General features: G+C 71.5%; 16 protein-coding genes. 7 read left to right on the forward strand and 9 right to left on the reverse strand.

The features are described from left to right. The first annotated feature begins 16 nt into the window (after positions 1-16). The gene (locus tag ACXN5W_RS02345; RefSeq protein WP_473156443.1) at positions 17-1,228 is read left to right on the forward strand and encodes a low temperature requirement protein A; all 1,212 of its coding nucleotides are present in this window, start codon (positions 17-19) and stop codon (positions 1,226-1,228) included. Positions 1,229-1,242: 14 nt separating this feature from the next. Here the strand turns inward: ACXN5W_RS02345 and ACXN5W_RS02350 are convergent, their stop codons facing one another. The 6 genes from ACXN5W_RS02350 to ACXN5W_RS02375 form a co-directional block, all read right to left on the reverse strand. Beyond that, positions 1,243-2,274 carry an NADPH:quinone reductase gene (locus ACXN5W_RS02350; RefSeq protein ID WP_473156444.1) on the reverse strand — a complete coding sequence of 344 codons (1,032 nt, stop codon included), beginning with the start codon at positions 2,272-2,274 and terminating at the stop codon, positions 1,243-1,245. Between the two features lie 97 nt (positions 2,275-2,371). After that, on the reverse strand, positions 2,372-3,466 hold the full coding sequence (locus ACXN5W_RS02355) for a T3SS (YopN, CesT) and YbjN peptide-binding chaperone 1 (protein ID WP_473156445.1): 1,095 nt from the start codon (positions 3,464-3,466) through the stop codon (positions 2,372-2,374). Further along, on the reverse strand, positions 3,453-3,812 hold the full coding sequence (locus ACXN5W_RS02360; RefSeq protein ID WP_473156446.1) for a hypothetical protein: 360 nt from the start codon (positions 3,810-3,812) through the stop codon (positions 3,453-3,455). The genes ACXN5W_RS02355 and ACXN5W_RS02360 overlap by 14 nt, the downstream gene beginning before the upstream one ends. 342 nt (positions 3,813-4,154) lie before the next feature. Beyond that, complete coding sequence (locus ACXN5W_RS02365; protein WP_473156447.1) at positions 4,155-4,805, reverse strand: HAD family hydrolase; 651 nt, start codon at positions 4,803-4,805, stop codon at positions 4,155-4,157. 156 nt (positions 4,806-4,961) lie between these two features. Beyond that, positions 4,962-5,429, reverse strand: coding sequence for an SRPBCC domain-containing protein (locus ACXN5W_RS02370; protein WP_473156448.1), 468 nt, complete (start codon positions 5,427-5,429; stop codon positions 4,962-4,964). Next, the gene (locus tag ACXN5W_RS02375) at positions 5,422-5,748 is read right to left on the reverse strand and encodes an ArsR/SmtB family transcription factor (protein WP_473156449.1); all 327 of its coding nucleotides are present in this window, start codon (positions 5,746-5,748) and stop codon (positions 5,422-5,424) included. The genes ACXN5W_RS02370 and ACXN5W_RS02375 overlap by 8 nt, the downstream gene beginning before the upstream one ends. Positions 5,749-5,817: 69 nt before the next feature. Here ACXN5W_RS02375 and ACXN5W_RS02380 point away from each other — a divergent pair, with 69 nt between their 5' ends. Next, the gene (locus ACXN5W_RS02380) at positions 5,818-6,057 is read left to right on the forward strand and encodes an SCO4848 family membrane protein (RefSeq protein ID WP_473156450.1); all 240 of its coding nucleotides are present in this window, start codon (positions 5,818-5,820) and stop codon (positions 6,055-6,057) included. Between the two features lie 70 nt (positions 6,058-6,127). Here ACXN5W_RS02380 and ACXN5W_RS02385 read toward each other — a convergent pair whose 3' ends face one another. From ACXN5W_RS02385 to ku, 3 genes are all read right to left on the reverse strand, one after another. Then, entirely contained in the window at positions 6,128-7,228 is a 1,101-nt protein-coding gene (locus tag ACXN5W_RS02385) for a GNAT family N-acetyltransferase (protein ID WP_473156451.1), read from the reverse strand. Then, on the reverse strand, positions 7,116-7,817 hold the full coding sequence (locus tag ACXN5W_RS02390) for a GrpB family protein (RefSeq protein ID WP_473156452.1): 702 nt from the start codon (positions 7,815-7,817) through the stop codon (positions 7,116-7,118). Before ACXN5W_RS02390 ends, ACXN5W_RS02385 begins: the two co-directional genes overlap by 113 nt. A 203-nt stretch (positions 7,818-8,020) precedes the next feature. Further along, complete coding sequence (ku, locus tag ACXN5W_RS02395) at positions 8,021-9,124, reverse strand: non-homologous end joining protein Ku (RefSeq protein WP_473156453.1); 1,104 nt, start codon at positions 9,122-9,124, stop codon at positions 8,021-8,023. Between the two features lie 107 nt (positions 9,125-9,231). Here ku and ligD (ACXN5W_RS02400) point away from each other — a divergent pair, with 107 nt between their 5' ends. The 5 genes from ligD (ACXN5W_RS02400) to ACXN5W_RS02420 all read left to right on the forward strand — a co-directional run bounded on the left by ligD (ACXN5W_RS02400) (position 9,232) and on the right by ACXN5W_RS02420 (position 13,666). Further along, positions 9,232-10,188, forward strand: a complete 957-nt coding sequence (gene ligD, locus ACXN5W_RS02400; RefSeq protein WP_473156454.1) for a non-homologous end-joining DNA ligase — start codon at positions 9,232-9,234, stop codon at positions 10,186-10,188. Between the two features lie 23 nt (positions 10,189-10,211). Next, positions 10,212-11,126, forward strand: a complete 915-nt coding sequence (ligD, locus tag ACXN5W_RS02405) for a non-homologous end-joining DNA ligase (protein WP_473156455.1) — start codon at positions 10,212-10,214, stop codon at positions 11,124-11,126. 209 nt (positions 11,127-11,335) lie between these two features. Continuing rightward, positions 11,336-11,920 carry a thioredoxin family protein gene (locus ACXN5W_RS02410; RefSeq protein WP_473156456.1) on the forward strand — a complete coding sequence of 195 codons (585 nt, stop codon included), beginning with the start codon at positions 11,336-11,338 and terminating at the stop codon, positions 11,918-11,920. Between the two features lie 218 nt (positions 11,921-12,138). Continuing rightward, entirely contained in the window at positions 12,139-12,507 is a 369-nt protein-coding gene (locus ACXN5W_RS02415) for a hypothetical protein (protein ID WP_473156457.1), read from the forward strand. A gap of 187 nt (positions 12,508-12,694) precedes the next feature. Then, positions 12,695-13,666 (forward strand): zinc metalloprotease, encoded by a 972-nt coding sequence (locus tag ACXN5W_RS02420; RefSeq protein WP_473156458.1) that lies wholly within the window; start codon positions 12,695-12,697, stop codon positions 13,664-13,666. Positions 13,667-13,701 lie beyond the last annotated feature (35 nt).

A 13,701-nucleotide genomic window follows, 5' to 3' on the forward strand; every position in this document is an offset into this window, starting at 1 on the left:
CGGAAACGGCGGGTCGATGGACCGGGAAGCGCGACTGCTGCACAAGGGCGAGGCCACCCGGCGGGCCTCGTTCCTGGAGTTGTTCTTCGACCTGGTGTTCGTCTTCACGCTGACCCGCGTGGTGGCCCGAGCCGTCGAGGATCTCACCACCGACCCGGGGATCAACAACCCCCGGACGATCGTGGCGGGCGGCGCCAAGACCGCGTTCCTGCTGCTCGCCCTCTGGGCGGTCTGGCAGGGCACCGCCTGGGCCACCAGCCGGTACGACCCGTACCAACCGGTCGTCCAGGTCATCGTGATCATCGCGCTGTGGTCGGCCATGGTGATGGGCGTCGGGCTACCCCGGGCGTTCAGCAGCGGCGGGGAGGCATTCGTGATCGCGTACCTGACCGCCCAGATCAGTCGCCCGCTCCTGCTCGCGTTCGCGCTGCGCGGCACCGACCGGCAGCGCCTGAAGCTGCGCATGTTGATCACGTACTGCGTCACCGCGGTGCCCTGGATCCTCGGCTTCGTCCTGGCCCAGGGCTGGGCGCGGTGGCTGTTCTGGACGGTCGCGCTGGGCACCGAGTACCTGGCCGTCCGCACCGGGTGGCCGGTGCCCGGCCTCGGCCGGTCCACCACCTCCAGGTTGAACATCGCCGCCGAGCACCTGGCGGAGCGGTACCAGCAGTTCTTCCTGGTCGCGCTCGGCGAGGCCGTCCTGGTCGACGGGCTCACCTTCACCGCCCGGTCGGCCTCGCACCCCGCCAGTGTCGCGTTCATGGTCGCCCTGGGCAGCGCGATCCTGATCTGGCGGATCTACTTCTACCGCGCCGGTCAGATCCTCGGCCAGGCGGTCAGCCAGGCCCGGAAGCCTGCGAGTTTCGGCCGCACCGCCGCCGACTCGCACCTGATCATGGTGGCCGGGGTGGTCACCAGCGCGATCGGTTACGAACTGGTGATCGCGCATCCCACCGGGCACACCCCGCCGGTGTGGCTGATCGTGATCCTCGGCGGTCCCGCGCTGTTCATGGTCGGTCGATCCCGTTTCGAACACGAGGTCTTCGCCCGGGTCTCCCCGTCCCGGCTGGTCGCCATCGTGGCGCTGGTGCTGCTCATCCCGGCCCTGCTCTGGACGCCCCCGGTGGGGGCGTTGACCGCCGCCGGGCTCGTGCTGGCGGGAGTGGCCGTCGCCGACCTCCGGCGGGCCTGGGGCAAGCCGCTGGAGCCGCCCGCGCCGCCGGCCTGATCACGTGGCCAGTCTCAGCCGGCCTCGGCGGCGGTGGTCAGCAGGACCTTCCCGACCGTCGCCTCCTCGACCGCCCGGTGCGCGGCCGCGGCCTCGGCGAGCGGGCGGTGGTGCAACGGCAGTCCGGCGTCGGCGCCCACCCGGATGGCCCCGTCGATGGCCGCGGCGGCCACGTCCGCCACGGCGTGCGCCTTGGCCGGGCCGGGCAGGGTGTAGACCAGTACGAACTGCCAGCGGGTGTTCGGCGCCATGTTCGGCCGGATCGGCAGGGTGACCTCGGAGCCGCCGTCGTCGGCGTACATCGCCACGGCGCCGTACGGGGCGAGGACCTGCGCGTCGACCGCGGCGTTCCGGGCCGCCGACACCTCGACCACAGTGTCGACGCCGCGCGGGGCGATTTTCCGGACCTCGTCCGCGACGTCCTGCTCCCGGTAGTTCACCACGTGCGTGGCGCCGGCCGACACGGCGAGTTGGGCCTTCTCGGGGCTGCTGACCGTGGCGATGACCGTGGCGTCCGACCAACGGGCGAGTTGGATCGCCGCGTTGCCCACCGCGCCCGCGCCACCCTGGACCAGCACCGTCCGGTCGGCGAGTGCCCCGGCGTGCAGGCGACGCGGCATGGTCTCGCCGACCGTCAGGCAGCGGTGCGCCGTCAGGAACGGAATGCCCAGGCTGGCCCCCAGTTCGAAGGCGGCAGGTCCGAGTCGCTGGACCTGCCGGACCGGTACGACCGTGTACTCGGCGGCGGTGCCCCAGGGGCGCTGCCAGGCAGCCTCCCAGATCCACACCCGTTCGCCGATCCACTCGGCGTCGACGCCGGTACCCACCGACTCGACCACGCCCGCGCCGTCCTGGCCCGGTATCTGCCAGCCGCCCGCCGGCGCAGCCCCGGAGCCGTCCCCCCGGCGGACCTTCCAGTCGGTCGGATTCACGCCGGAGACCGCGACCCGGACCAGGACCTCGCCCGGCTGCGGTTCGGGCGCCGGCCGGTCGACCAGCTCGAGCACCTCGGGATCACCGGTACGGCGGTAGACGATCGCCTTCATGCGGACGGCTCCTCCCGCTGACTCATGGCCGTGCGTCCTGCCATGTGCCTGGTCTACCCTCCAGAGCCGCTTTTAGCCGCCCGCGTGCCGCCTTCGATCAGGCTCGGCCGCGCGGAGCGGGCCGGTCCGGCGGAGTCCCGCCGGAGGCGCGTCGCGCGCGGGCCCGGAGCAGCTCCACCGCCTCCTCGATCCGGCCCTGCTCGGTGAGCAGGCCCAGCAGCAGCCCCACCGAGCGCCAGTCGTCGTCGGCGGACCCGCGCAGCAACTCGATCGCCTCGGTCGTCCGTTCCTGGCCGACCAGCAGGGTCGCCAGCTCGATCCGGGCGACCGGCTCGCCCTGGTCGGCGGCGATCCGCCAGTACTGCTCGGCCTCGTCCGTCAGACCCTGGTCACGTAGCAGCGCGGCGAGCCGGGAAGCCGCGTGCCAGTCGCCACGCTGGGCGCGGATCCGCAGTTCGTCGGTACGCCCCCGATCGGCCAGCAGGTCCACCAGGATGCTGCCGGCCAGCGTCTGGCCGGAGTCGGCGAGGTCCCGCAGGTAGCCGGTGGGATCCGGAACGGAGGTTATGCCGGTCGACTCGGCACCGAAGAACCGGCTGCCGCCGAACTCGTGCCGCAACTGGTCGTCCAGGTCGTCCGCCAGCTCGACCATCGCCCGGATCGCGACCAGCAGGTGGGTCGGTTGGAACTCCTGGCCGAACACCGGGATGGACGCCCACACCGTGTCGCCGGTGCAGTACACCCGGCCGATCATCATGCCACTGGTCAGGTCCGCCAACCGGCGGTAGAGCGTCTCGGTGGGCTGGACCCCGGACAGCAGCGGGGAGAAGACGTCCACCAGCGGCGGATCCTCCTGCGTACGTACGAAAATCATCGCGGAACCGGCGCGGATGGCGAGGTCGCCGTCGGAGTCCACCCGGAGCTGGTCGGCGGTGGTCCCGAGGATCTCCGCGACCACCCAGCGGACCCGCTCGGCGAGCTTCTCGCCCAGGTCGATCGGACGGTAGCCGGACCGGCGGGAGCCGTTCGACGCGGTCGGCCCGACGGGGCCACCGACTCGGCTGACGGGTCGTGCCGCGAGCGCGGCGGCCAGCCGGGTCCGGGTGGGCAGCGGCGCCGACGCCGCGGTGGCGGCGGGATGCGCGGCCAGCGCCGAGGCCAACCGGGTGAGGAATCCGTCATGCCCCGTCATCGTCGTTACCTCCCGGCCGTCTCGAGTCGGCAGTGGACGATGAGTCGAGGACCCGGACCTGGTCGAAGAGCTTGGCGATCACGAGCGGTGCGGTCACCCCGAAGCCGAACGCCGCGAACGGCGTGGTGGCCAGGTCTCCGGCCGCCGTCGCGGCGGCGAGACCGGTGCCGGCCGCGGTCCGTAACGCCACCGCGAACAGCAGGATGGGCCGGTCGTGGGGATCGCGCCAGGGCCACTGCCAGCGTCCCTTGGACTCGGTGGTCGGGCGCATCATCCCGTAGAGATTGAGCGCCTCGGCCACCGCGCTGCCGACGAACCCCCACAACGCGGCTACCCATAGAGACACGTCTCCACTGTACTGACCGGGTGCGCGTACCGACCGGCGTGGCCATGGCGGCGGCGGTCGGCCTGGTCAGGTGCCGGTGGGTCATGTCTGGACGGTAGCTCCGGCCGGCAAGCGGTGACCAGGTCCAGACCGGGTGGCGGTCGCCCGGCCGGTCCGGTGCGGCCGGATCATCCCGATCTGCCCTCCTGGTCCATCGTCGATGGACCGGTCCGCTGTCGGTCGTACTCCCGCTGGCTTGACGCTTCGGCTCTCTTTTTCAGGATCAGATCACAGCCGGCATCGCCCGATGTGGCGGTTAGCGGCAAGCCAGTGGGCCGGTCCGTGGATCGGCGGCGGGTCCGGTCACAGCGCCGCGACGGCGTCCTCGGTCAGGTCGCCGATCCGACCGATGGTGAGCGCGGCCCGCTCCGCCGCGTCCGGGTCGAGCGGGTACGCGCCGTGCGGTACGGCGATCACCCGCATGCCCGCGTCGGCCGCCGAGCGCACCCCGTTGCTGGAGTCCTCGATCGCGACACACCCGGCCGGGTCGACGCCCAGCCGCTCGGCGACCGTCAGGTAGACGTCCGGCGCCGGCTTGCCCCGCGCCACCCGTTCGGTCGACAGGGTCGTCCGGAACGCCTCGGTCACCCCGGCGGCGGCCAGCGCGACCTCGATGAGCCGGGGCGGGGACGAACTGGCCAGCCCCAGCGGCCACCGGGCGGCGAGCCGGCGAACCGTCTCCACCGCCCCCGGCAGCAGCGGCACGTGCGCGGCGTACCGGTCGGCCATCTCGTCGACCACCTCGGTCGCGACCTGCTCGGGGCTGCGGTCGACGCCCAGCTCGGCGCTCAGGTAGGTGGCCCACTCCCCGGTGCTCATCCCCATCAGCCGGCGCTGGCTGTCGGGCTGCCAACGCCCGCCATGTCGATCGACGTACGCGCGACGCACCTCCTCCCAGACGGGTTCGGAGTCCACAATCACGCCGTCCAGGTCGAAGATCACCGCGTCAGCCACGTACCCCATCCTGCCGGACGCCGGCGCCCGGCCATCGGCCCGGGTCGCTGCGGCTCAGCGGGCGGCCGGCCGGGTCGCGCGCGTTTCGGCGGCGGCTGGCCCTGGTCGCCGCGGCCCAGCCGGAGGACCCGACCGGCGCGGTCCAGGCAGCGTGGTTCAGGCGGAGGCCGGGGTGGGCGGTGCGGTGGCCGGCAACTTGGCGCCCTCCAGGAACGCCTGGAGGTTGGCCAGGATCGGCGTCCATCCGGCCTCCCAGCCTGCCACGTCGTCCGGGCTGGAGAGTTGATCGTGTACGAGGCGCAGCCGGACCTTGCCGCTGTCCAGCGGCTCGATCTCGAAGGTGACCCGGGTGTACGGACGGTCCAGTTCGGTGACCGGGCCATCCTCGTACCGGAAGCTGTAGACCAGGCGGCGCGGTGGATCGCTCTCCAGTACCACCCCGGTATCGGTGATCCGGTCGCTCTCACCGTCGTAGAATGTGACGGCCGAGCCGACCAGCCAGTCGGACTCGATCCGCCGGTCGAACCAGTACGCGCGGGTCAGACTGCCGTTGGTGAGCGCGGTCCAGAGCCGCTGCGGCGTCGTGGCGATGTCGGTCTCGTAGACGAACGCAGCCTCAGTCATGAGACTCCTCCTCCAGTTCGCGTTTGAGTTCGGCCAGCGCGAACAGCCGCCGGCTCTCGTACTTGCCGATCCACCGCCCCGCGAGATCCACGATGGGGGCGGGATTCAGGTAGTGCCGCTTCTCGCGACCACGGCGCAGCGTGACGACGAGTCGGGCCGCCTCCAGTACGGCCAGGTGCTTGCTCACCGCCTGACGGGTCGTTCCCACTTGGGCGCAGAGTTCACTCAGCGTCTGGCCGTTCCGGCCGTGCAGGCTGTCGAGAAGCCGGCGACGGGTCGGGTCGGCGAGCGCCCGGAAGACCCCGTCGTCGTCATCCACCGCTCGACAATATGCAACCATCTGGTTGCCTGTCAACGGCTACCCGAGCGCCTGGCATACTCGCTGGTCATGGTGCTGTCGCGGGGTTGGTCCCTGTTCCTGGTCGGCGTCGGAGTCTGGACCTGGGTGATCTGGCCGCGCTTCGCGGTGGCGATCTGGGACGACACCCGCGCCTGGTCGGAAGGGGTGGTCGGGCACGGCAACCCCACCAGCTTTCTCTGGGTACACGTCCTGCTGATCGGCGCCTCGCTCGTGATCGGAACCACCGCCGGGGTGCTCGGAATCCGCGCCTGGCTGGCCTTGAGGTAAGGAAGGGCACCTTGTTATCGCTTTTCGTATAGCAAGGGCCCCCGCTTAACACCCGTCGCGGTTGGGCTGTCTAGATGGGCTTGACCATCTGCTGGCCGGTCACCGCGTACCCGAGACTGGCGAACAGCCGCCGGGCGGCGGTGTCGGCGCCGAAGACGTGCATCCCCAGCTCGGGCACCTCCCGGCCGACCAGCTCCCGTTCGACGGCCCGCACGGCGGCCCGGCCGTACCCGCGACCCCGGCGGTCAGGGTCGATCCGGAGGCTGCTCAGGGTGGCCCGGGCCGAACCGCTGGCGCCGCCGGGCAGTCGAACCCACACCCAGCCGACCTCGGCGCCGTCCTCGGCGCGCACCGTCCGGAGCAACGAACCGGAGCTGCGCACGCCATCCGGCAACCCGTCGGCCACCCCCTCCTCGGCCCGGGCCCGGGCCAGCTCCAGGGGTACGCCCCGGCTGGTCGCCTGGGCCTGGGACTGCTCCGTCAGATAGACCGGCAACCGTCGATCCAGTTCCTCCTGCGTCATCGGCACCAGCGACACCGCCTGGCCCGCGCCCTGGTCCGCCTCGGGGCCTGCCTCGGGCGCGCGGCTCGGCTCCGGGGCGATGCCCGACACCGGGACGCGGCTCGGCTCCGGGGCGGCGCTGCCGGCGATCCGGGTGCGACCGTCCGGCCCGATGCTGTCCCGAGTGCGGTGGGGGAGCGGCTTCGCGAGTTGCAGGGCCGTGATCTCGAAGCCGAGGCTGGCGTACAGCCGCATGGCAGTGGTGTTGTGCCCGAAGACGTTCAGCCCCAGCGCGCCCACCCCACGGCCGGCCAACTCCCGCTCGGCCGCCAACATGAGGCCGCGGCCGTACCCCTTCCCCCGCTGGTCGGCATCGACCTCGATGTTGTAGACCCAGGCCCGGTCGGGTCCGCCGGCGGCATTGCCGGGCATTCCCAGCCAGAGCCAACCGACCTCCTCGCCATCAGCGTTGCGACCGGTCAGCAGCAGCATCCCCGGCGTCGCGATTCCGTCCGGCAGGATGTCCCGGGTCTGCTGCTCGGAATCGGCCATCGCCTCATCGAGGGTGATGCCCCGCGCCTCCGCGTTGGCCCGGGCGTAATGCTCGACGAGCGCCTGCATCCGCCGGTCCAGCTCGTCCTGGCTCATCGGACTGAGAGAGATCGTCATGGCGCGAGTGTAAGGAAGGGCCCCTTGTTATCGCTTTACGTAGAGGAAGGGCCCCTTGTTGACGGGCGCGGCCCCGAGCATGCGCCGTCCGCGTCAGCGCGGAGACCAGGTCGGCCTTGCCCGCCGTGTACGCCTCCCGGTCGTTCGGGTGTGCCGCCGCCAGTTCCCGCTTACGGCCCAGATAGGTCGAGCGGGCGGACTGATCGGCGCGCAGCAGGTCGCGGAAGGCCAGGACGTCGGTGAACCGGGCGGAGCCGGTGGGCACGAGATGCAGATGATGCGTACGGCGGCGGGGATCCGGCTTGCAGAACCAGTGCATGATGTCCGCGCGGTGCGGTGCGTAGCAGTAGCCGAGCGCTCCCAGGATCTCGATGCACGGACGGGCCCCATCGAGGTCGGCCACGCCCACCTGAATGTCGATCACGGGTTTGGCCGCAAGTCCCGGAACGGCGGTGCTGCCGACGTGGTGGATTCCGCCGGTGATCCACGGCCCGATCGCCGCCGCAATGATGGTCGCCTCGGCGGTGAACCGGCCCGGCCACCGCTCGTCGTACGGCACCAGTTCGACCCGTTCGTCGGCATTGGTCACGCGGCCGACCCTGTCACGGCACAGCCGGCGTGGCAACCGAGGCACCCACCAGCCCCGATGCCAGCGGGCGACCCGATGCCAGCGGGCGACCCGGTGCCAGCGGGCGATCCGGTGTCAGCGGGCGGTCCCGAGGGAGCGATCGGGGCGTTAACAAGGGGCCCTTCCGCTACGTAAAGCGATAACAAGGGGCCCTTCCTTGCACCTCAGGCGGACTTGCGGGGGGCCTTCTTCGCCGGCTGCTTTCTGGCGGTCGACTTCGCGCTGGCGGTCGGCTTCGCGCTGGCGGCCTTCTTCGCGCCGGTGGCCTTCTTGGCGGCCGTCGCTTTCTGCCCGGTGGCCTTCTGAGCGTCGGATGCCTTCTTCGCCGTCTTCTTCGCCGGGGCAGCCTTCTTTTCCGTGGACGTCGCCTTCTTGGCGGAGCGGGCCGAGGTGATCGGGGTCGGCTCGCCACCGCCACCGCCACCGCCACCGGCCCGTCCGCCGTCACCGCTCCCGCCGGCCCTGCCGCTCCCGCCGCCGGCCGACTCGCCGCGTGCGGCGCGGGCCCGGTCCACCGAGGCGCGCAGCGCGGCCATCAGATCCACGGCGGCGGCCGGCGCGGCTTCCTCCTCCTCGGGCGCCACGATCTCCCGGCCCTCGACCTTGGCGTCGATGACCTCCTGGAGCGCCGCCCGGTAATCGTCGGTGAAGGCGTCCGGCTGGAAGTCGGCGGCCATCGAGTCGATCAGCGAGCTGGCCATGGCCAGCTCCGGGGCGCGCGGGCTGATGTCCTCGTCCAGGAACCCGAAGTCCGGGGTACGGATCTCGTCGGGCCACAGCATGGTGTTGAGCAGCAACACGCCCTCGCGGACCCGGAGGGTGGCCAACTGTTCGCGTTGGCGCAGCGCCACCTTGACGATCGCCACCCGGTCGGCGTCGGCGAGCGCGTCCCGCAGCAGCACGTACGGTTTGGTGGCGGTCCCCTCCGGCTCCAGGAAGTACGCCTTGTTGTACAGGATCGGGTCGACCTGCTCGGCGGGGACGAACTCCAGCACGTCGATCGCGTGCGAGGTGGTCAGCGGCAACTCGGCGAAGTCCTCGTCGGTGAGGATGACCATCTCCCCGCCGCCGAGGTCGTACCCCTTGGCGATGTCGTCGTAGCTCACCTCCTCGCCGCAGACCGAGCAGGTGCGCTTGTAGCGGATCCGGCCGCCGTCGGAGCGGTGTACCTGATGAAACCGGATGTCCTTCTCCTCGGTGGCCGAGTAGACCCGTACCCCGATCGAGACGAGGCCGAACGAGACGGCGCCCTTCCAGATTGCCCGCATCCTCGCACCCCTTGCCCCGTTGCCGGTCCTCCTTCGAGAACCATTGACCAGGATTCCATCCATGGCAACCGGGCGCGAGCCTTTCCGGGCGGATCTACGCTGGTGACGTGCCAGGCGCGCCAGTCAAGCCGATGCTGGCGGTGCCCGGGGACCTGCCCACCGCCGCCGGGTGGGGCTACGAGTTCAAGTGGGACGGGGTACGGGCGCTCGCCGAGGTGTCGGGCGGTCGGCTCAGCATGTGGGCCCGATCCGGCGTGGAGATCACCGCCGCCTATCCCGAACTGTCCGGCCTGGCCCGGCAGCTCGACGACGCGCTGCTGGACGGCGAGGTGGTGGTGCTGGGCGAGAGCGGCGTGCCGTCGTTCACCGCCCTGGCCGAGCGGATGCACGTGCGGGAGGCCGGCCGGGCCGCCCGGCTGGCGGCCAGCATGCCCGTGACGTACATGATCTTCGACGTGCTCCGGCTGCGGGGTGCGGAGCTGTACCGGTGGTCGTACCGGCAGCGGCGGCGGTCCCTGGACGAGTTGGGCCTCGACGGGCCGCGCTGGACCGTACCGCCGGTGTTCGTGGACGGCCCGGCGACCTGGGCGGCGGCCGGCGAACACGGCCTGGAGGGGGTGGTGGCCAAACGGCTGGACTCGGCGTACCAGCCGGGCCTGCGCTCGCCGGACTGGGTGAAGGCGAAGTTGGAGGTCACCGCCGACTTCGTGGTCGGCGGCTGGCGTCCGGGGGTACGCCGGATCGGCGGGCTGCTGGTCGGCGTGCCCCGCCCGGACGGCCGGCTCGACTTCCGGGGCCGGGTCGGCGGCGGGATCGGCGCGGCCATGGAACGAGAGCTGCTGCGGGTGCTGGAGCCGCTGCGGGTGCCGCGGCCGCCGTTCGTGCCGGCCCCCGGACGAGGTTCGGTACCCAGGGAGGATGCCCGGGGCGCGAGCTGGGTAACTCCCCGGATCGTGGTCGAGGTGAAGTACGGCCAGCGCACCCCGGACGGCCGGCTGCGGTTTCCGCGCCTGCTCCGGTTGCGCCCGGACAAGACCGTGGACGAGGTGGACGATGTCGGCTGACCGGGTCAGGGTGACGGTGGACGATGCCTGCTGATCGGATCAAGGTGAAGGTCGACGGCCGCGATCTGGAGCTGTCCAATCTGGACAAGGTGCTCTATCCGGAGGTCGGGTTCACCAAGGGTGAGATCATCGACTACTACAGCCGGGTCGCCCCGGTGCTGCTGCCGCACCTGCGGGACCGGCCACTGACCCGGATCCGCTACCCCAACGGGGTGGCCGACAAGTCGTTCTTCGAGAAGAACCGGCCGGCCGCGACCCCCGACTGGGTACGGGTGGAGACCCTGCCCGCGCCCGGCTCGTCGAAGGGCCGGGAAACCATCGACTACGTGGTCGCGGACGACCTGCCCACCCTGGTCTGGCTGGCCAACCTGGCGGCGCTGGAACTGCACACGCCGCAGTGGAGGGTCGGTCACCACCCGGACATGCTGGTCGTGGACCTCGACCCGGGCGCGCCGGCCGGGCTGGCCGAGTGCTGCGCGGTCGCCGTGCGGATGCGCGACCGGCTGGCGCATGACGGGATCGCCAGCTATCCGAAGACCTCCGGCAAGAAGGGCATGCAGCTGTGCTGCCCGATCGCCGGCTCGCAGCCCGCCGACGACGTTTCGGCGTACGCGCGCCGGATCGCCAGCGAGTTGGAGCGGGCCGACCCGAAGACCGTCACCGCGAAGATGGCGAAGAAGCTTCGTCCCGGCAAGGTGTTCATCGACTGGAGCCAGAACAACGCGGCGAAGACCACGGTCAGCCCGTACTCGCTGCGGGCCCAGGACCGGCCCACCGTGTCGACGCCGCTGACCTGGACGGAGGTCGAGGCCGGCCCGCGCGGGCGACGCCCGGCCGTGCGGCCCTTCACCGCCGCCGAGGTGCTGGACCGGATCGACGGGTACGGCGACCTGATGGCCGATCTGCTGGACGGCGGCCCGGAGGTCCCCGCCACCTGACCGCGCCCCCGGCCCGGTCGGTCACCGGCTCAGGCCGGTCGCCATCGGCTGCCCGCCACCTCCGGCCACCGCCCGCGGGTCGGGCTCGTCGGCGGCGAATGGCGACCGTGACGGTCCGAGCGGCGACACATCCATGGCGTCGGAACCCAGGACGTGGATCACGTTATTCTTCCGGCACATTTGTCGATTGGCGGGGGTGGCCTGTGTCGATGTCAAATCGTGCCGGTGCCGGTGCCGGTGCCGGTGCCGGTGCCGGTGCCGGTGCTGGGATCGTGGCGGTGTTGATGCTGCTTCTGACGGCGTGTGCGGCCCAGGAGACGCCAGCCGCCGAGCAATCGGCCTCCGCCGGCACACCGGCTGCGTCCAGTGGAACGTCCGGCTCACCCCGGGCCGATCTCCCAGAGGGGTACGACCCCGACCGCGACCCGGCCAAGGATCTGGCCACCGCCCTGGTGCTGGCGAAGCGCGATGGCAGGGAGGTTCTCCTCGACTTCGGCGCCGACTGGTGCCCGGACTGCCAGGTGCTGCACAAACTGCTCCAGTCCACCGCCACCCGGTCACACCTCGACCGCGACTATCACCTGCTGGCGGTGGACATCGGCCAGTTCGACCACAACCTGAAGTTCGCCGCGAAGTACGTCGACCTGGAACGCAGCGGTATTCCGGCGCTCGTCGTCCTGACGCCTGAGGGCAAGGTTCGGGTAGCGACCAACGACGGGTCCTTCGCCAATGCCCGCAGCATGCGTAGCCCGCAGGTCAACGCCTTCCTGAAGAAATGGGCACCGAAGCGATGAGGGGTCGGCCTGGTGCGCTGCTGTCGGCGCTCACCGGCCTACTGCTGCTCGCAGGCTGTGGCCGGGCCTTCACACCTGGTGCCCCGCCCACGGCCTTCGCGCCGGCGCCGTCCCGCGGACCCACGACCGCCACACCGGACCCGACCGTCTCGGCGCCGTTAGCTACCCCCGGGTCGAGCGCCTCCGCCGCTCTGACCGGCCGGTTGGATGAAGGCGGGGTGAGAGTCCGGGCCGAGTTGACCGGCGGGCAGATCCGGGTCACCTTCAGCCCGCAGCGGCCCGGCTTCCACCTCTACAGCCTGGACCTGCCGCCTGGCGGGGTGGACGGTCTCGGTATCCCGACCGTGGTCACCGTCCGGGGCGGTCTGATCGCAACCGGCCCGGCCAGCGCCGACCGGCCGGTCCACACGCTGCGCATCGAGGAGATTGACGTAGATCTGCCGGTCTATCCGGATGGTCCCGTCAGCGTGACGTTGCCAGTGCGCCGGATCGGCAGCGGTCCGTTCCAGGCGGTTCTGACGTACGGGGCGTGCAGTCCGACGAGCTGCCTCCCGCCGGTACGCGACCGGGCGGTGTCGTTGGGCTGAGCCACGCAGGTCCGACTGGCCACCGGCGCTCGCCGGTCGCGAGTCGCGGTCCCCGGCCGTTCGGGTCGGGCGGGGCCTGTCGGGAGCGGCCGATGGCGTGGTCTCATACCGGGGACGATGTGACTGACCCCCACTTCCATGCCGTGTCTCCTCGTCGTTCACATCCCCATGCCCGGAAGAGGCCACGATGCGGAGAACACGGTTTCAGTCAGCGGCGGTCCTCACCGCCATCGCGTCGGCGTTCCTGACCGGCGGTGGTGGTGCCGGAACGGCAGCCATCGCGGCGCCCGCGACCCCCGCCGGGAGCGCGGCCGGCGTCGCGACGTGCGCGAACGGGACGCAGGTGTCCAGCGCGGCCCGGGTGGCCGAGGGCGCCACCGCTCAGGAGCCCGAGCTGTACCCCAGGAACGAGGCGAACGCCTACGGCGTGATCAAGGACTCGCCACGGCTGCCCGACGGCAGCGTCACCATCCCCACGGTCTTCCACATGGTCTCCGACCACCCGTTCAGCGCTGCCGAGACGGCCCGGTGGAACACCCTCGTCGCGGCCCAGATGAAGGTGCTCAACGACTCGTACGCGGGCCGGACGGCCCCGGACGCCGCCGACACCCCGTTCCGGTTCTCGCTGGTCGACACGACGTGGACGGTGAACAGCGCCTGGTACACCGTCGTGCCGGGCAAGAACGAGCGGGACATGAAGCAGGCGCTCCACACCGGGAACTCCGAGACCCTCAACGTGTACGCGGCGAACATCGGTGGCGGGCTGCTCGGCTGGGCGTACTTCCCGAAGGGTTACAACAACGGCCGGGACTACATCGACGGCGTGGTGATGCTCGACGAGTCGATGCCGGGCGGCACCGCGGGCAAGTACGCCCTCGGTGACACGCTGACCCACGAGGTGGGGCACTGGCTGATGCTGGAGCACACCTTCGCGCACGGCTGCTCCGCCTCCGGTGACTTCGTCGCGGACACTCCGCGAGAGGCCGCGCCGCAGTTCGACTGCCCGGTGGGTGCGGACACCTGCACCGCACCCGGGCTGGACCCGATCCACAACTTCATGGACTACACCCAGGACTCCTGCATGAACATGTTCACGCCGGGACAGGCTGACCGGATGAGCGACGCCTGGCTGGCCTTCCGGGCCGGCGGCGCCGGGTAACCGGCACCGCTCGGGGTTGGCGGTGCCCGGTGGTG

It is taken from the genome of Plantactinospora sp. A48 (assembly GCF_055793945.1).